Here is a 19,134-nt window from a genome sequence, read left to right as displayed (position 1 = left end):
AAACTTTCCTCAAAGCTATGTTAAACAATGCTACGTTAGTGTAGCGCCAGAGCAGTTTTACCCTACCAATTCAACAACATATCGGGGTTACATCAGGAAGTGTATGACAAGCTTATGATTTTCGCCAACTTTTTTCTTGGCGAACAAAAGGAATAGCACTACGTAAATTATTGTTAAACGCCAGAAATTTGATATTTTTGTTTTTGTTTCATCTTTATCAGGAAAAACATCCAGATTATAAAACTAAAAGTAGTTTAAATATCAACATTAAACACTATTTAATAAAAATATCAGATATTGGTTATTTAACAGACACTTGACATAGAACTTGTCGTAAATTCAGTGATTTGTATGTAACTCGATACGTAACAATTAGATTAAAAGGTATGACCACCTGTACTTTGCAACTGTGCTTAGAAAGCTTGATTAAACCCACGCTTCTCGCTGTTTAACGATGACGCCATATATAAAGATTGATAATGTGGAAGTTCGTGTATTTCCTCATTAGCTTCTTACACTGCTTCTAGGCGACCATGATTAATCAAATCATAAATATTCTTTTCCCTGTTTTTGCTCTTGTCGGAGTTGGCTATTTGGTCGGTCGTTACATCAAGCCTGACTTTCGCCCAATAAACCGCATTAATATTGAGGTATTTACGCCAGCACTGGTATTTTCGTCACTCGTTAGTATGCCGCTCGATTCAAATCAGGGGCCGCTTCTTTTGGCGGCAATTGTCGCGGTTTTAATTCCCGCACTACTCATGATCCCGGTATGTCGATGGACGTCACTCTCGTTTAAAACCTGGGCGCCACCACATATGTTTCGCAATAGCGGAAATCTAGCTATTCCTTTGTTTACCTATACGTTTGGAGAAATTGCGCTGTCGTCAGCAGTGCTTTTATTTGTCGTGTCAGCATGCTTGCATATCAGCTTAGGCGTAATGCTGCTTAGTCATGGCAACCCTTTTAAGCAAATAGTCAAGATGCCAATCTTTTTAGCAGCGTCTCTGGCTCTGTTTCTCAACGTGTCAAATGTGGGTGCATGGGCGCCTTTATACGAAGCCACTGCTCTACTTGGGCAAGCGGCCGTACCCGTGATGCTTTTATCTCTGGGGGCACAAATGTGTCATTTAAGGTTGGACGGTTTAAAGATTGGTGTGTTGTGTACCGTGCAGTCACTGGCAACTGGTGCTGTCGCTTTTGCACTTATTTATTGGTTAATTCCCCTTCCAACGATGCAATTGCAAATGATGGTGCTCTTCACAATGCTGCCGCCAGCCGTCATGAATTACCTATTTGCGGAAAGACTGAATATAGAACCCATGAAGGTGGCGTCAATGGTACTATTTGGCAACTTTTTCAGCATTCTTACGCTGCCTCTTCTGCTTAGCTATACCCTCTCACTCGCTGCCTAACCGCCAATAAGCTATCGTTAGCGTGTATTAGCTGAAAAACAATACGTTCCTAATCTCGGGTAAGGGCCATCCCTAGTTTGGTCTAGTATTTTAAAATAATGAGGGGTGGTGCGAGCAGTAAGGAACTTGAACAACGATAAGGTAATCCTAAAAATAAAAAACCCTGCCAAACTGGCAGGGTTTTCATTTCTTAAGAAGATACGTTACGCGAGATTAGTCACGTAGAGACGCACCAAACTTCTCAGAAACGTGAGCAACGATAGCGTCAACCGCACCAGCGATATCTGCATCTTCCAGCGTACGCTCAAGTGACTGTAGAGTCAGAGCAATTGCTAGGCTCTTCTTACCATCTTCAACGCCTTTACCTACGTAAACGTCGAACAGTTTCGCATCTTTAAGGAACTCGCCACCTTGCTCTAGACAAGCGTTAACGATGTCACCAGATGCAACAGCTTCATCCACTACTACCGCGATATCACGACGGTTTGAAGGGAATTTAGAAAGTGCTACCGCTTCTGGGATCACTTTGCTGTTAATTGCAGACCATTCGATTTCGAATACGATAGTACGACCGTTTAGACCGAACTTACGCTCAAGCTCAGGGTGAACGGTACCGATCACGCCTACTTCTTTGCCGTCTACGATGATTGCCGCAGATTGACCTGGGTGAAGTGCTGGGTTAGCTTTTTTGCTTTCAGGTGACAGTGCAGCGAAAGAGTACGCTTTTTCGTTTGCAGATAGCTCTAGAATCGCTTCTAGATCGCCTTTAAGATCGAAGAAATCAACGGTGTTAGTTTCAATATCCCAGTGCTCTTCACCGCGAGTACCAGCAATAACACCTGCAAGCATCGGCTCTTGGCGCATGCCGTTTTCTGCAGTTTCACATGGGATGAAACGTAGGCCGTATTCGAATAGACGAACGCGTGGCTGTTGACGCTTCTGGTTGTGAACAACCGTGTTCAGCAGACCTTGGATAAGACCAAGACGCATTGCTGACATGTCTGCAGAAATTGGGTTTGGAAGCACTAGAGGCTCAACACCAGGTACAACTAGCTTTTGTTGCTCAGGCTCAACGAAGCTGTATGTAATTGCTTCGTGGTAACCGCGGTCAACAAGAAGATCACGAACGCGTTTCAGTGGAAGATCCGCTTCAACGTGGTTGTGCATCTTAAGTGCTGCTGCTGGGTGTTGGTTAGGAATGTTGTCGTAACCGTAGATACGGCCAACTTCTTCAATCAGGTCTTGCTCGATAGCGATATCGAAACGCCATGTTGGCGCAACTGCCATCCAACCTTCTTCTGAAGCTTCAACAGTCAAACCTAGTCGCTCTAGGATTTCTACTACGTCGCTATCTGCAATGTGGTGACCTAGCAGGTTGTCTAGCTTAGTACGACGTAGAGCAACTTTGTTTGGCTTAGGTAGGTCTGCTTCAGACTCTACTGCAACAACAGGTGCTACTTCACCACCACAGATCTCAACTAGAAGCTGAGTTGCACGCTCCATTGCGCTTACTTGCAGTGCGTAATCTACACCACGCTCGAAACGCATTGAAGAATCAGTGTGCAGACCGTAGCTACGTGCGCGACCACGAATATGGTCAGGTGCAAAGAATGCACACTCTAGTAGAACGTCTTTAGTCTCAGTTGTTACACCAGACTCTTCACCACCAAAGATACCTGCGATTGCAAGTGCTTTGTTGTGGTCAGCAACTACTAGTGTATCTGCGTTTAGTTCTGCTTCGCTGCCGTCAAGAAGTGTTAGCTTCTCACCTTGCTCAGCCATACGAACTACGATGCCACCTTCGATCTTCGCTAGATCGAATGCGTGCATTGGTTGGCCTTGCTCTAGAAGCACGTAGTTAGTGATGTCTACTACAGGGTCGATCGAGCGAATACCACAACGACGCAGTTTCTCTTGCATCCATAGTGGCGTTTCAGCTTGAACGTTTACGTTCTTAACTACACGACCTAGGTAACGTGGACACGCAGCTGGCGCTTTCACTTCGATAGACACTTTATCGTCGATTGAAGGGGCAACTGCTTCTACTAATGGCTCTGTCACGTCAGCACGGTTTAGTACGCCAACTTCACGAGCTAGACCACGAATGCTGAAACAGTCTGCGCGGTTTGCTGTTAGGTCTACGTCTACTGTTACGTCGTCTAGACCTAGGAATTCACGGAAATCAGTACCGATTACTGCGTCTTCTGCTAGTTCCATGATGCCGTCTGACTCAACGTCGATACCTAGTTCAGTGAACGAACAAAGCATGCCGTGAGATGGCTGGCCACGTAGTTTCGCTTTTTTGATTTTGAAATCGCCTGGAAGAACAGCACCAACTGTTGCTACTGCTACTCTCAGACCTTGGCGACAGTTAGGTGCGCCACAAACAATATCTAGAAGCTCTTCTTCACCCACGTCAACTTTAGTTACGCGCAGTTTGTCTGCATCTGGGTGTTGGCCACATTCAACAACGTGACCGACTTTAACGCCAGTAAAAGAACCAGCTACAGGAAGAACGTCGTCTACCTCTAGGCCGGCCATTGTAATTTGGTGAGTTAGCTCGTCAGTAGTAACCGCAGGGTTTACCCACTCACGAAGCCATGATTCGCTGAATTTCATGTTGATGAACCCTCTGGATTACTTGAACTGTTTTAGGAAACGAAGATCGTTCTCGAAGAACGCACGTAGGTCGTTCACGCCGTAACGAAGCATTGTTAGACGCTCAACACCCATACCGAATGCGAAACCAGAGTATTTTTCAGGATCGATACCTACGCTACGTAGCACGTTCGGGTGAACCATACCGCAGCCTAGTACTTCTAACCATTTACCGTTTTTGCCTTTCACGTCTACTTCAGCTGAAGGCTCAGTGAATGGGAAGTAAGATGGACGGAAACGTACTTCTACTTCTTCTTCGAAGAAGTTACATAGGAAATCGTGCAGGATGCCTTTCAGCTGAGCAAAGTTTACGTTCTCATCAACCAGCATACCTTCCACTTGGTGGAACATTGGCGTGTGCGTTTGGTCGTAGTCGTTACGGTATACACGGCCTGGTGCGATGAAACGGAATGGTGGTTTACCATTTTCCATCGTACGGATCTGTACGCCTGACGTATGAGTACGAAGCATCAAGTCTGGGTTGAAGAAGAAAGTATCGTGGTCAGTACGCGCTGGGTGATCAGCTGCGATGTTTAGCGCATCGAAGTTGTGGAATGCATCTTCGATCTCTGGGCCTGCCTCGGTGTTAAAACCAAGTTCGCCAAAGAACTTCTCAATACGCTCTACAGTACGAGTTACTGGGTGTAAACCACCGTTTTCAATACGACGACCTGGTAGTGTTACGTCGATTGTTTCTGCTGCTAGTTTCGCTTCAAGCTCAGCACGTTGTAGTGCATCTTTACGAGCTGCGATAGCTTGCTGAACTACGCCTTTCGCTTTGTTGATCTCTTGACCAGCTTCACGGCGTTCTTCTGGTGGTAGTTTGCCTAGGCTTTGAAGTTGAGCAGTTAGCTCACCTTTTTTACCCAGATACTGAACACGCACTTCATCAAGTGCGACTAGCGATTCGGCAGCTTCAATTGCAGTGCTCGCGCTAGCAATGATCTCTTCTAGATGTTGCATCGTTTCCTCATCTACCTGTAGGTAGTGTCCATAAGGGAGTGATTGGTTTTTTGATAGCTGTACATAGTAGCCAAACCGGGCACCAATGCCAAATTGAATTACGAAAAGAAGAGGTTATTGAATAAAAAGAGCACAAAAACGTCAAAAATGTCATCTTTAGTTAATCTGCCGTTTAGGTGTGCCCTTTTGTTTTAGAAATAGTATTGAATAGATAGCTCGATAAAATCGTCATCTCTAGCGAAGTAGAGCAAATCATTTGGTGTTTCATTTTTAAACAACCAAGCATCAATTTGCCACTTAACGTGATTCGATATTCGGCTCGATGCTTCTAACTTAGCATTGTAAACATCATCGTTATCTAAATCCTTCGTAATTCCCGTCAATACTTCCGTTCCGTCCTCATCATTGAGCGCCCAACGAATACCTGCAAACACATCATTTTGACCGATAGTTTGTGCGTTGTTCCCACGACTGTCATAGAGGTACTCACCAATAACCCCCACATCCCAAACCGTGTCAAATGCACCGACGAAGGTATACTCAAAGCCCGTCACAAGACCGACATGATTATCAGCACTATCTCGATAAATACTTTCCAGTTTCCATAACCAATCGCCAACGATTCCTTGCACATCCAGACCGACATGATTCATCAGAGCGTAGTAAGGCTTTAATTCTCCGTACTCAAAACGAAAGTAAGGATCCCGGTTTGTTCCATATAAATAGCTCAGGCCTACGTCCCAATCGCCAAGCATTTTCGAATATCGAAAAGCCACATCTACGTGCTTCTCTTCTCTGCTTGATTCATAGATAGCATCATCAGAGACAACGGGGTCGGTTCGCAAGCGGCCATCTGTACCCGCAAACGTTCGTTCCCTAAAGTAAGGTAACAACATTGCGTGGACGGTACCCCAGTCTTTGAAAGAGGTAAAATGTAACATCGGCTGACCGAGTTTATCTTCACCATCGACGGCTTCAATGGCATCTGTTTGGTTTACTACATCAACTAAATGGGCTGATTCAGTCACTCCCCAAAAGACCTTACTAATCCCAACTCGAAGCTCATAATCATCCCAATAAGTCAGATAAAGTGCCTCTCGCATGTCGCCATGACTTCGCTCATCGTCTAGACCATCCAGACGATAGAAAGGTGTGAAAGTAAAGTTTGCATCACCATTTTGCATCTCCCAGTAAAATTCTGGCTGCAAAACCAATGACGTTTGCGCTTTGCTCTGACCCTGAGAGCCCGTTTTAAAAAACTGACGATGCTCAATATTGACTTGTCCTGCGAGCTCGACGGCAGTCAGAGGCATTGAGTAAAAAAAGGCTGCTGCACTAAGCAACAACCCAACATTTAATCGCTTCATTTTTCCTCCACTACCTCACTCGCTTCAACACATTCTTATGAAAGTCATTGTCTTGTAATCCAGTGTTAAAACGCATTTCGCTAGTCGTTAGCTCAGTACTTTTTCCTGTTTGATGGTTTGTCATCGCCATAGTGTGCGCTCGCCAATATTGGTTGAGATATTGCTTGTAATCGGAAAAAGAAAGCGTTTTTAACAAAGAGCCTTTGCGGTCGTAAAACTCAACTTTAAGTGGACGATAATGCGCTTTATCTAACCATACCGTTTGCTTGGTATAACCTGAGTTCTTATCGGTCGGAATTTGCTCTACGACGAAAACATCTTGCCCGTTTATGCTGTCATCTTTTAGGTAGTTGAAACGGTATTTTTCAATCTCAAAGGAACTGAGATCCTCATACGCGAATTCACTGCCCATAAAAGGACCTGATTTGTTACGCGAGGAAATACGTTTCACACGTTTCAGTGCAGGAAGGTAAAGCCATTGGTCATCGGCACCCACCGTATGAGAATGGTTGAGAAACGCCGTGCCTTTTACATCTCTCGGTTCATCAAATATCGTGAGCCCTTTGTCACCATCGCCATCAACTTCAAGTGATTGTAAGCGCATTAAACGTGTGCTGCTTTCTCCTTGCGCGTTTCGCAGAATCATTTGCATCGTAGCAACAGAATCCCCCCACCCTTCATCACGGGCTTTGCGCTCTTGGGCAATTTCTAGTCCTTTGGTTTCATCCGCCAACACCGCATGACTCATAATAAGCGAGACAGAAAGTACTGATACTTTTAAGGCATTTTTTACTAAATTCATATTCAATCCTTTAATTCGTTATGACTGAGTAACAGTCTTGGTTTGAGAGTCAGTTGATTTAAGCTTATTTCGGCGCTCCACCTCGTCGTAAACGCCTTTGTCAAACAACATCAGTAGAGTCGGTAGGAAGATGAAATCCACAACAAGAGCAATAAAGATGACAATGGCACTCAGCTGTCCCATATCGGCATTTAAACGGAAGCTCGACATCGCCAGAACAGAGAAACCAGCAACAAGCACGACCGTCGTAATCCAAAGTGCGCGCCCCACGGTACGAAAGGCGTAGCGAACCGCTTGCTCCGCACTGTGGCCATCTTTACGAGCGTGTTGATATTTAGAAAGAAAGTGAACGGCGTCATCGACAACAACACCAAGCGTTAATGTCACAACGACAGACAATCCCAAGTTAATCTCGCCAGAAACCAGCGCCCAAATACCAAAACCAATAAGCGCAGGAGCAATATTCGGGACAAGACTAATTAAGCCAAGCTTGAACGAACGCAAGGCAAAGATCAGTAATGCAGAGATTAAGACAAGAGTAATGGGCAAGGTTGACAGCATGCTGGCCATATTCGTTTCACCAATATGCGCAAACATCAATGAAGGACTAGACGCAACAACATCATATTGAGGCGCGTTTTCGTTAAACCATTGGTAAATGCGATTTTCCAAATCAACAAGCTCGACGCTGCCCAAGTTCTCCACGGTGAGAACCATCTTGATCGACGACTTATCTACATTGATTTGGTTGTTCAAATCTAAACCATACGGTAGTGACATTTCATAAAGCAGCAGATATTGAGCCGCTAATTCTCTGTCTTGAGGGAGCGAGTAATAAGCCTGATCATCTCCATGCATGTTCTTGTTTAGGCGCTTATAAACATCGCTCAAGGTCGCAACATGGTCCGTTTCTGGCTGCAACCTTAGCCAGTCAGTAAATTTACCCACGGAATTGAGAAAATTAGGATCGGCAATGCCCTGCGATTCGTTGGTTTTTATCGCGATACTGATGTTCGCCATGCCACTGATTCGCTCTTCCATAAAATCAGCCGCTCGGCGAAATTCATTGCTATGGCCAAAGTACTCGACGGATTCATCATTGACTTTGTTCAGCGGAATCAAGCTCGCACTCGCGACAATAACAAGCACCGACAACGGCAATAACGCATGTCGCTTTGACACCACGAAATCTCCTAAATGATCCATAAAGTGCTTTCTTTCATCAGAAGTATCCGACTTCACCGTAACCGGAAGGATATTAAGCAAGGCGGGAAGTAACGTGATGGAAAGGAAACAAGCAACCATGACGCCAAGGGCTGATAGGTTGCCGAAATCTCTCAGGATTGGAGAATCCGACATATTCATCATTAAAAAGCCGATCGCGGTGGTAATGGAGGTAATCAAGATAGGCATGAAATTGAGCGCAATACTTCGCTCAATAGAGTGGGCTTTACTAAAGCCGTTTTGCATAGACTGACGCATTGTCGCGATGATGTGTACACAGTCTGCGACGGCAAGCGTCATCACCAAGGTAGGCACATTAACGGTCGCCGTGCTTAAGAACATACCAGCCCATCCTGACAAGCCCATTGTCACCATAACCGAGCCGATAATAACGATGAGTGTCGCGATGACGCTAAGCAATGAGCGCAACATGATGGTCAGAAACACCAATATCACTAGTAACATAGTAGGCACTAATGTTGCGCTATCATCTTGGGCTGCAGTCATAAACGCGTAGTTCATTGCAATAATACCAGCCTTATGGAATTCCGTGTCTGGGTACACTTGCTGATAACGCTCAATCATTCCGTTTATGTAAGCAACCACCTCTTGTACTTCAGCAGTTTTATCTATTTCAGGGAGTTGGACCGTAATGTTTACGACCGTGACATCTCCTTTTTCAGAAATCAGTGAACTTTTCAAAACCGGCTCACTCAACGCAATACTTTTGACTTTCTCTATTCGTTGAGGTGTCAATTCATATTCGCTATACAGTAAATCTTCGACAAGAAGATCATCTTCAAACGCTTCGGTATGCTGGTAGTTGGCGAGGGAATCAACGCGGGTCGAGTATGGAACTTGCCACGCCTCGTCAGTGATCTGCTGAATAAGAGATAATGTGCTAGGAGTAAAAACAGTGCCGCTCTTTGGCGCTATAACCAAAGCAAGACTGTCAGATTTTGCAAAGGTGGTTTGAATTTCATCAAACGCAAGTAACTGCTCATTTGTTCCATCAAAGAAGATGTCGTAATCTCCTCTAAAGTAAAGATTTTTTCCTCCAATAGTTGCTATGACAATCAATAAAACGGTAGCAAGCATCACCAATACACTGTAATTCGTTGGTAGCTTACCCCACCCTGAACGGGCGTATTGTTGAACGTTGTGATGTGGCATCACACTCTCCTTTTGTGACGTTTCGTCAAATTTAAAAACTAAAAAAACAGCAAATGCTGTAAATAACCAGACAAACTCGACATGCAAACTTTAGATCGAATGAATTTGGCTACATAAGTTAGTTTTTAGTAACTTCCTATGCTTCTCGTGATCATTGGCTGAACGCCAACCTTCGAGATTTAATGACGATTCGTCACAATAGTGCGATAAAAAAGCCAACCATAACGTCAGATTGGCCTTTCCAGTTTATTAGCGATTCACTGACTCTAAATAAGCAAGCTCTTCACTAAATAATTCCTGCTCCACTCGACGCCAGGTTTTACGGTAGTCCCATTCTGTAGATAAAGGCGACCAACCTAAACCATCAAGTAACATATTCGCATTGTGCAGTACTGAGAATGGGTCCTGAATTCGCTGAATACATCGACTGTTCGATGCATTTTGCGCCAAAGCGTTTGAACCGAATGCAATAGACCAGTTGGCGAATACAATAGCATCAGAACCAATTGCGGGAGAAAACTTAAGATCACCACATTCTACCGCATTGTTCACCAGCGCATCAGCACCATCTATTACTTGTTCTTCCAAGTTATTCAGTTCATTCACACGTTTAGGCGAAGCCTTCTCTAGAACCCAAGGCGTCTTTGCAACAATCGCACAGGTTGATAGTACTGGCTCCATACGAGCGTAAATACGATAACCTACATGCATCGCAATGATTTTTTCTCTGGTATTACCATTAAATTTGGCGGTACGTTCGAAAAATATTGCTTCGCTTTTCAGCGAATGAATACAAAGCGCAAGAATCACATCTTCTTTGCTGCAAAAATGATTGTAGATCGTCCCTTTAGAATAAGGGCTTGACGCTGTAAGCTTGTCCATCGTTAAGTTGGCAAAGCCTTGCTCTTGAACTAAAGACTTAGCCAATTGAATAAGCTCTATCTCACGATCAGCAATCGCCTGTTGCTTTTTTGTTAGCCCTGAAGACACACGACATCCGTCTTGCTTGCTATATTTTTTACAGCGAAAGTTAAACATAATCCTTTGATCCGTATACCAACACACTCCCAATAATTGTAACACGATTCTTTAATACAGGAACGCAACCAAAGTTGACGAACCGTCATAAATGACACTTCGTCATAATAGATCAAAAAACAAACATTTCAAGTATGAATTTATAATTAGAAGATAAATAGCTACCAATTATGCATACCCAAGTAGCTACTGGATGCTTGGTTCAACGAGAATGGTTTCTTTGTAGAGGAAGCGAGAGAGGCTTTGGGAGGAACAACGAAGGAAATCAGCATGTTAAAAATAACGAAAGTAGATGCTGAACAGGTATTATTCGAAATAAGCCCAAAACACTTTAAGTCTGAATTAAGAGCAAACACCGCTGAATGCCCTACTTACAAAGTATTTGCTGTCTTAGGCTTTTTCTTTTGCAACGCCCTTTCAGAAACTCTCTTCAAAAAAGGCTCAAAATCTATATCGATAGGCTTGGCTTATCACCTGCAGCTGCGATGGCATAACGAATATCATCAATAAATCGCCCCTCTGTCTCAATAATGCCGTCAGAGAATGTGACTGGCTGATGTGGCCCAGCAAGTAGAACAATATTAGTAAAATCAGAGACATTAAAGTTCTCTGCTACAACATTTTTGGAATGAAAATCGATGACGGTCTTTGCGACTTGATCTTCCAGTAACAAAAGCTGTTCTTCGGTAATTTTCATACGCGCCAAAGCAACGCGAACACACTTATCGTGGGTAGTCGTCTGCTCTTTTATGATTTCTGTATATTTGTCGTTGAGCTTGGAGTTCTCTGCATAGCTATAATATAAAGGCCCGTGCAGCGTTATATTTTTATCTTCATCAACGTAAACGAGATCCAACAACTCTAATGCTTTTAAGTAATCGGACATGCTCTGCTCAGACAAGTCATACTTTTTCTTTAAAATAGAATAGCCGTCTTTACCTCGTAACATTCTCAATTCACGATAAAAGTCGTAAAGGTGAGGGAATTGAAAGAATACTTCATCCTGTGTGCGACTAAAGTAATCCTCGTCTTCACCTTGCAATTGATTTGCGAGCTTTTGTAGTTCATCTAACGTGCAATCAACCGCTCTACAATATTCCAGCAACTTATCTAAAGCGAGATTCGTGCTTGTAAGATGTCTCTTAAAGGTAGATAGTGGCATACCCATTTTCTCAGATAGCTCTCGATATGTTAGCCCTTTTGTTTTAATCGCTTGGCGTAATGCGGCTAGCAAGTATTCGGGAGTCAGATCTCTCATCTACAATTCCTTTTGGCAATGTTACAGCTGTATAGTATTTGTAACAATTTAGAACCGCTTGGCAAGGTATAGGTTCATATTTTTATAAGAAAAACATGAATTAATATACCGAAAAGAGAATTCACACAACAAATGAAAAATTCAATATGAATTCAATTTCATTATAGATATAAAATAATATGCAAAATAAAAGTGAAGCAATTACTCTAAATCATCGTGATTAATTTTAATAGTAACGTAAAGTTGAGAATATAAACCTATTCTCTCTACAAAAATCTAGAATAATTAACCTAAAAGGAACAGAACGGTAAATGCATAATAATTCACCGATCTCTATTAGCATTTTTGCAATGCTATTCAAGTAGACTAGTCCGCTAGTTTCACTGCAGTACCAAATGCCAAAATTTCCGAAGAACCATCTACGATTGAGCTTGTGGTAAATCGAATCCCTACTATTGCATCGGCACCTTTAGATTCAGCGTCCGCCACCATGCGCTGTATAGCAATATCACGCGCGTCGGTCATCATTTCCGTGTAACCACGAATTTCGCCGCCAACAATGCTCTTGATACCCGCCATGAGGTCACGGCCAATATGCTTTGATTGAACAACATTACCAGTTACAACCCCTCTGATTTCAGAGATCTGCTTGCCAGGAATGCTTTCGGTCGTTGTGTAGATCATTTTTAATCCCTTATAAACGTAAAAATTTATACCCAAGCTACCTTATAACTAACATAAGATGCTAACCAATAAATTGAGAAGACTGATAAACAATACTCTAAATAGCCAAGCTAAAAGTCATTTGGGTATAAATTTTAGCAATAAAAAAGGAGAGCTAATGCTCTCCTTCTCTTAATCCTAAACTGCTAATTAAAGAGCAGCTTTCGCTTTTTCAACTAGAACTGCAAATGCAGCTTTGTCGAATACTGCGATGTCCGCAAGGATCTTACGGTCGATCTCGATAGATGCTTTCTTCAGACCGTTGATGAAACGGCTGTAAGATAGACCATTTTGACGAGATGCCGCATTGATACGTGCAATCCATAGTTGACGGAATTGACGTTTCTTAGCGCGACGGTCACGGTAAGCGTATTGACCAGCTTTAGTAACTGCTTGGAAAGCTACGCGGTAAACACGTGAACGCGCACCGTAGTAACCTTTAGCTTGTTTTAGAACTTTCTTATGACGTGCACGAGCTTGTACACCACGTTTTACGCGAGGCATTATGCTTCTCCTAAACTAAACGATTGATAACTAAAAAGAATTAAGCGTATGGCAACATACGGATTACTGCAGCCACTTCACATTTTGGAAGGATTGCATTCGGACGTAGTTGACGCTTGTTCTTAGTAGTACGCTTAGTCAGGATGTGACGTTTTGTAGCGTGCTTGTACTTAATACCACCAGCAGTTTTCTTAAAACGCTTAGCAGCACCTTTGTTGGTTTTCATCTTAGGCATGATGAATAACTCCGCATTGAGTAGGTTTAATAAACAACGTAATTAGGGCGAACAAAACCCAGCCATATGCCTTTATATAAAGGAAAGCGGCTAGGTTTTAATTACTTGATGAGCCGTTAATTACTTCTTTTTAGGGGCTAGCACCATGATCATCTGGCGACCTTCAATCTTCTTAGGGAAAGATTCAACTACAGCAATTTCTGCAGTATCTTCCTTAAGACGATTTAGAACGTCAACACCGATGTCTTGGTGTGCCATCTCTCGGCCACGGAAGCGAATTGTTACTTTCACTTTGTTGCCTTCTTCAAGGAAACGCGTCAGGTTGCGTAGTTTTACCTGATAGTCTCCAATATCAGTTCCAGGACGGAATTTTACTTCCTTGATCTGGACCTGCTTTTGCTTCTTCTTCTGCTCTTTAGCAGTTTTGCTCTTCTCGAAGAGGAACTTACCATAGTCCATCACACGACAAACAGGTGGCTCGGCGTTAGGACTGATCTCAACGAGATCCATACCAGCTTCTTCAGCAGCTGCAATGGCTTCTTGAATCGATACAACACCAACTGATTCACCGTCAGCGCCTGTTAGTCGAACTTCACGAATACCACGAATTTCACCGTTGATACGGTGCGGGTTTTGTTTTACCGGCTGTTGGCCACGTCTTCCGCCTTTAATAGCTTATTCCTCCAGATTGAGCTTACGGCTAGAGATCTCGTCTTGGATGTATGCAATAAAATCATCCACTTTAAATTTACCAAGATCTTTACCTTTACGAGTACGCACTGCAATTTCGCCAGCTTCCATTTCTTGGTCACCAACAACAAGCATATACGGTACACGCTTCAAAGTATGTTCGCGGATTTTAAAGCCAATCTTCTCATTTCTCAAGTCCGCTTTAGCTCTAATTCCACTTTTTTGTAGTTTTTGTACTATTTCTTGAACATAACCTGACTGTTTATCAGTAATGTTCATAAGAACTGCTTGTTCTGGCGCCAACCAAGTTGGGAAGAAACCAGCATATTCTTCGATAAGGATACCGATGAAGCGCTCTAGTGAACCTAGAATCGCACGGTGAATCATTACCGGTACAAGACGTTCATTGTTTTCACCTACATAAGTTGCACCTAAGCGACCTGGTAGGTTGAAGTCTAGCTGGACAGTACCACACTGCCACGCACGGTCTAGACAATCGTATAGTGTGAATTCAATCTTAGGACCGTAGAACGCACCCTCGCCTTCTTGAATTTCGTATGGAATATCCATCGATTCAAGAGACTGCTTCAATGCTTCTTCAGATTGATCCCAGATTTCATCTGAACCTACACGTTTCTCTGGACGAGTAGACAGTTTCACTACGATGTTGTCGAAACCAAATGTTTGGTACGTATCGTACACCATCTTGATACAGTTTGTTACTTCTTCTTGAATTTGGCTCTCAGTACAGAAAATGTGAGCGTCATCCTGAGTAAAGCCACGTACACGCATAATACCGTGTAGTGCACCAGATGGTTCGTTACGGTGACATGAGCCAAACTCAGCCATACGTAGCGGTAGGTCGCGGTACGATTTTAGACCTTGGTTGAAGATCTGTACGTGACCTGGACAGTTCATTGGCTTAATTGCGTATTCACGGTTCTCAGAAGAAGTTGTGAACATTGCATCAGCGTATTTATCCCAGTGACCTGAGCGTTCCCAAAGAACACGGTCCATCATAAGTGGACCTTTCACTTCTTGGTAACCGTACTCATCTAGCTTAGCGCGGATGAATACTTCTAGATCACGGAAGATAGACCAACCATTGTGATGCCAGAACACCATACCCGGTGCTTCTTGCTGCATGTGGAATAGGTCTAGTTGCTTACCAATCTTACGGTGATCACGCTTCGCCGCTTCTTCTAGGCGAGTTAGGTGCGCTTTCAGTGCTTTCTTGTCGTGGAAAGCCGTACCGTAGATACGTTGAAGCATTTTGTTGTCGCTGTTACCACGCCAGTAAGCACCTGCAACATTCAGCAAAGTGAAGTGTTGACAGAAGCTCATGTTAGGAACGTGAGGACCACGACACATGTCGATGTATTCTTCATGGTGGTAAAGGCCTGGACGATCATCACGAGATACGTTTTCGTCTAGGATTTCCACTTTGTATGGTTCGCCACGTGATTCAAACGTATCACGCGCTTCCTGCCAGCTTACTTTTTTCTTAACCACTTCGTACTTGGTTTTCGCTAGCTCTTTCATACGCTTTTCAATCTTTTCAAGATCTTCTTGCGTTAGAGATTCGTCTAAGTCGATATCGTAGTAGAAGCCATTGTCGATGGTTGGACCGATCGCCATTTTAGCTTGAGGGTAAAGCTGCTTAAGAGCGTGACCAAGAAGGTGAGCACAAGAGTGACGAACGATTTCTAGACCGTCTACTTCATCTTTAACTGTGATGATTTCAAGGCTTGCGTCTTCTTCAATTAGATCACACGCATCAACGCGGTTACCGTTTACACGACCAGCGATAGTTGCTTTTGCAAGACCAGGACCGATCGATTGCGCAACTTCCATAGTAGAAACTGGGTTGTCAAATTGACGCTGACTGCCGTCAGGAAGAGTAATAATAGGCATGCTATGTCCTTTACAGTGGTGTTGCACACCAAGCAACACATGTTATTCAAATTAGAAGCTATTTGTTGAAAATAGTTGAGAGTCAATAAAGGCCTCTCGGTAACACGAATACCGGACCGTTATCGAAAATGGGATTGTACCTAGCTCACATTTAGAATGCAAAGCGCGATTTTGTTTTGTCATAAGAACTTAACCGCAGACCCGTCACTACAATCTGATCATGCTTTTTTTAAGAGACCGCATAGCTGATGAATGGAATTGCCCCTCAATGAACTTACACAACAAATTACAATATCCCCTATTACGTGTGAACCGATACAAAGCCTAACACGCTGGGCGAGAGCTCAACGTGCGATTTAGGTATATAGTTGTTTTATAGAGTAGTTTGTATGTAGGTATTCATCATGGTCTATTTCAAATCGCGCTTTATGGTGCTTCTAAGCACCTCGATATGTTCTTTGCAAGCCTTCGCATCAAATGACTTATATGGCCCGCTGCGTTCTTACGCACAATCCCCAATGCAAGTGGTTAGTCACACCAACATACTGCGTTCAGGACATAGTCTGCCCTATGGTTTTGTCGAAGCCTATGGTTCAGGAACCGTGGCAAGTGTTTGGGCTCATACTGATGAATACGCACTGGATTATTACCACAATCAAATCGAATTAGGCAGCAAATGGCAAGTCAGCAACCGTTGGCAGTGGGAGCTCAACTATCGATGGGTCTTTGCCGCTGACAACCATTTAGATGGACTGACGAAAAGCTTCCATAAACTTTTCGGTATCGGACAAAATGGGCGGGATAAAGTAGACAGAGATCGTTTTTACATTTCAATGCCGCAATATGATGTGCTTGAAGATGATTTCGAAGGACAAACACTGGCCAATAACCTATCTACTTACTTACAGTATCAAGTGTTCCAAAATGAACATCACGGCCTATCGATTGGCGGCAGTTTGTATTTTAACGATGTGGCTCACGGCACTTTTCAAGGCAGCAGTTTCGAGCAAGGCTTCCAATTAAACTACAGCTACTTAAGTGATGCTCATGCATTTTATTCGATGATTGGCATGACTTTTCGTTCGGATGACCGTGCCTTGCTCGATCTGCCTTATCGACATAATACGATTGCCATTGCAGGTGGGTACCGTTATGCCTTAGAAGATAACCATCACCTGATGTTGGAATATCATTGGTATCAAGGCTCAACAGAAGGACCCACAGAGTTTGCTGATGCCTCTAATGAACTGGTATTAGGCTATCGATATCTAATGGAAAACTCCGCGCTTGAGTTTTTAGCCGTAGAGAACGCACGAAACATGGATAACAGTACCGATATCGCTTTCACAATAGGATATCGGTACATATTCTCATCAAGTTGATGAGAACTATAGATTTAGCGTTGGTGCAACCGCGGCAGCGACTTGAGCATCGGTTGCATTGATCGGCAACGTAAACGAGCGATATTGGTCACCAGCCAAACTGAGCGAACGGTCAATCTCTGCCAAACAATGCATGACCTGCCCTTCCAGAATAAAAGAGAGCTCAATTTCTTTTGATGAGATAAAGCCGTTGTTACGGAACTCTAGCTCTTGATAAATACCAGAGCGAGAGGCAAACGAGCCACCGCGCAAAAAGCCTTTTTCAACATCGGCTTTAACCATAGTGAAGCCAGCTTGCTCGATCGCTTGAATAACCCGAGATGCTACTGGTAGTGGTTTCACTTCAATATAGTCACGGTCACGCGGGTCAATCGCAAAATCAATATCTAACGTCGTCTCGACCCAAACATGACATTGATTCTTAAGTGCGCTAACCGCAGTAATTGGCGTTTCATCATGCAGTTTTAGCTCAAACGGAACCTGCTTTTCTTCATTAGGTTGAATCACAAAAGGGTCAACTGCTTTCAATTGATCGATAGTGAAGGTTTGATAACTTACGCTATCATCCACTTCGACTTTCATTTCCGTGTTCAATTTAATCGTAATAGCATCAATTTGTTGTTCGACGTCTCCACCTTTGATATGAACCTGCCCTTTCAGCGTCGCTCCTTGAAACACGCTCATTTCGTCCAAAATGGTATCTACTTTTGCAGAGCCGATCCCCAGTGATGCTTTCAATTTTTTAAACATATTTTTCCTTTTTTAGCGACTTTTCTTCTAATAATCGTTTGTTTACACAATTGTTTTCTGCTGTGCAAGCAATAGACCACAAGAAAATGTTTGAATTCAATCATCAAGCCAAATAATGCTCAGCAGCAAGAGTCATTCAGCCCTGCTATAGGATTGTTCGGTCACTAAGCGGTACATTCGTCGAGAAATGTTTGCAATTTGTACCTAAATTAAGCAGTATTTGTATAGTCAAATAAAGGGAAATCATTATGTCTGCACCACTCTACATTCAAATTAAACAATTTATCCTGGATAAAATTGATGCTGGAGAGTGGGTAGTTGGTCATCGCATCGCCACCGAGATTGAGCTTACCGAGCAATTTGGTGTCAGTAGAATGACAGTGAACAAAGCAATTCGGGATTTAGTAAATGAGGGCCGATTACAACGTCGCCCACGCTTAGGCACGTTCGTGTGTGATCCTGGTGAAAAGTCAGAATCTCCCCTGCTAGACATTCGAAACATTGCCGAAGAAGTCAGCGATAGAGGGCGAAAGTATGGCAGTAAAGTGCTCAAACAGATTGCCATAAAAGCAGATGACAACATTGCGACAAAACTCGGCGTTATGCTAGGCACGACAGTGTTTTACAGTGAAATTATTCACTATGAAGACCAAACGCCGATTCAATTGGAGCTCCGCTGGGTGAATAGCCAATATGCCCCGAGTTATTTAAATCAAGACTTCACACAAATCACTCCAAATCAATACCTGTCAGATAATTGCCCACTCAGCGCGATAGAACATACTGTAGAGGCAATTGTGCCTGAAAGCCGTATTAAGCAAGACTTAAAAATGCAAGCCAATGAACCTTGCCTTCTCTTGAATCGCAGAACGTGGAGCCAAGATAAGTTAGTCAGTACCGCCCTACTTTATCACCCTGGTAACAAATATAAGCTGAGCTCAAAAGTGCTCATTTAAGGACAAGATTTATCCTCTAGATCTACGTTTTGATCACATTTTAGCAACATCAATCTTGTCAGTGTTCTTATTTTGCTCTATT

Annotated in this window: 16 protein-coding genes; 3 read left to right on the top strand and 13 right to left on the bottom strand. The window is 43.2% G+C overall.

Annotated features, from left to right (window positions below; all coding sequences use genetic code 11):
- Window positions 1–533 precede the first annotated feature (533 nt).
- Entirely contained in the window at window positions 534–1,415 is an 882-nt protein-coding gene (locus tag R7Q11_RS08590; protein WP_005377901.1) for an AEC family transporter, read from the top strand.
- Window positions 1,416–1,628: 213 nt separating this feature from the next.
- Here R7Q11_RS08590 and pheT read toward each other — a convergent pair whose 3' ends face one another.
- The 12 genes from pheT to thrS form a co-directional block, all read right to left on the bottom strand.
- Complete coding sequence (gene pheT / locus R7Q11_RS08585) at window positions 1,629–4,034, bottom strand: phenylalanine--tRNA ligase subunit beta (RefSeq protein WP_225466357.1); 2,406 nt, start codon at window positions 4,032–4,034, stop codon at window positions 1,629–1,631.
- Between the two features lie 18 nt (window positions 4,035–4,052).
- Window positions 4,053–5,036 carry a phenylalanine--tRNA ligase subunit alpha gene (pheS, locus tag R7Q11_RS08580; RefSeq protein WP_005385470.1) on the bottom strand — a complete coding sequence of 328 codons (984 nt, stop codon included), beginning with the start codon at window positions 5,034–5,036 and terminating at the stop codon, window positions 4,053–4,055.
- Window positions 5,037–5,227: 191 nt separating this feature from the next.
- Window positions 5,228–6,403, bottom strand: coding sequence for a hypothetical protein (locus tag R7Q11_RS08575; RefSeq protein ID WP_132936595.1), 1,176 nt, complete (start codon window positions 6,401–6,403; stop codon window positions 5,228–5,230).
- Window positions 6,404–6,413: 10 nt separating this feature from the next.
- Complete coding sequence (locus R7Q11_RS08570; RefSeq protein WP_225466356.1) at window positions 6,414–7,205, bottom strand: outer membrane lipoprotein-sorting protein; 792 nt, start codon at window positions 7,203–7,205, stop codon at window positions 6,414–6,416.
- Window positions 7,206–7,223: 18 nt separating this feature from the next.
- A complete protein-coding gene (locus tag R7Q11_RS08565; protein ID WP_064353837.1) occupies window positions 7,224–9,602 on the bottom strand; it encodes an efflux RND transporter permease subunit in 2,379 nt (792 codons plus the stop codon).
- Window positions 9,603–9,851: 249 nt separating this feature from the next.
- Window positions 9,852–10,640 carry a TetR/AcrR family transcriptional regulator gene (locus R7Q11_RS08560; protein ID WP_005377913.1) on the bottom strand — a complete coding sequence of 263 codons (789 nt, stop codon included), beginning with the start codon at window positions 10,638–10,640 and terminating at the stop codon, window positions 9,852–9,854.
- Between the two features lie 448 nt (window positions 10,641–11,088).
- Entirely contained in the window at window positions 11,089–11,898 is an 810-nt protein-coding gene (locus R7Q11_RS08555) for a helix-turn-helix domain-containing protein (RefSeq protein ID WP_005385480.1), read from the bottom strand.
- A 366-nt stretch (window positions 11,899–12,264) separates the two neighbouring features.
- Window positions 12,265–12,582, bottom strand: coding sequence for a heavy metal-binding domain-containing protein (locus R7Q11_RS08550; RefSeq protein ID WP_005377919.1), 318 nt, complete (start codon window positions 12,580–12,582; stop codon window positions 12,265–12,267).
- 189 nt (window positions 12,583–12,771) lie between these two features.
- Window positions 12,772–13,125 (bottom strand): 50S ribosomal protein L20, encoded by a 354-nt coding sequence (rplT, locus tag R7Q11_RS08545; RefSeq protein WP_004727974.1) that lies wholly within the window; start codon window positions 13,123–13,125, stop codon window positions 12,772–12,774.
- A 40-nt stretch (window positions 13,126–13,165) separates the two neighbouring features.
- The gene (rpmI, locus tag R7Q11_RS08540) at window positions 13,166–13,360 is read right to left on the bottom strand and encodes a 50S ribosomal protein L35 (RefSeq protein WP_005377932.1); all 195 of its coding nucleotides are present in this window, start codon (window positions 13,358–13,360) and stop codon (window positions 13,166–13,168) included.
- A gap of 120 nt (window positions 13,361–13,480) precedes the next feature.
- Window positions 13,481–14,032, bottom strand: a complete 552-nt coding sequence (gene infC / locus R7Q11_RS08535; RefSeq protein ID WP_080276913.1) for a translation initiation factor IF-3 — start codon at window positions 14,030–14,032, stop codon at window positions 13,481–13,483.
- Between the two features lie 3 nt (window positions 14,033–14,035).
- Window positions 14,036–15,964 (bottom strand): threonine--tRNA ligase, encoded by a 1,929-nt coding sequence (gene thrS / locus R7Q11_RS08530; RefSeq protein WP_005395892.1) that lies wholly within the window; start codon window positions 15,962–15,964, stop codon window positions 14,036–14,038.
- A gap of 404 nt (window positions 15,965–16,368) precedes the next feature.
- Here thrS and R7Q11_RS08525 point away from each other — a divergent pair, with 404 nt between their 5' ends.
- On the top strand, window positions 16,369–17,346 hold the full coding sequence (locus R7Q11_RS08525; RefSeq protein WP_025766827.1) for a DUF3187 family protein: 978 nt from the start codon (window positions 16,369–16,371) through the stop codon (window positions 17,344–17,346).
- 6 nt (window positions 17,347–17,352) lie between these two features.
- Here R7Q11_RS08525 and R7Q11_RS08520 read toward each other — a convergent pair whose 3' ends face one another.
- A complete protein-coding gene (locus R7Q11_RS08520; RefSeq protein ID WP_225466355.1) occupies window positions 17,353–18,096 on the bottom strand; it encodes a sporulation protein in 744 nt (247 codons plus the stop codon).
- A 248-nt stretch (window positions 18,097–18,344) separates the two neighbouring features.
- On the opposite strand from R7Q11_RS08520, the gene hutC reads away from it, so the two are divergent.
- Complete coding sequence (gene hutC / locus R7Q11_RS08515; protein ID WP_005385493.1) at window positions 18,345–19,052, top strand: histidine utilization repressor; 708 nt, start codon at window positions 18,345–18,347, stop codon at window positions 19,050–19,052.
- Window positions 19,053–19,134: the final 82 nt, after the last annotated feature.

The sequence above is a fragment of the Vibrio sp. 970 genome (assembly GCF_033339075.1).
The sequence above is the reverse complement of the archived record's forward strand: the minus strand, read 5'-3'. Positions and strand labels throughout refer to the sequence as shown.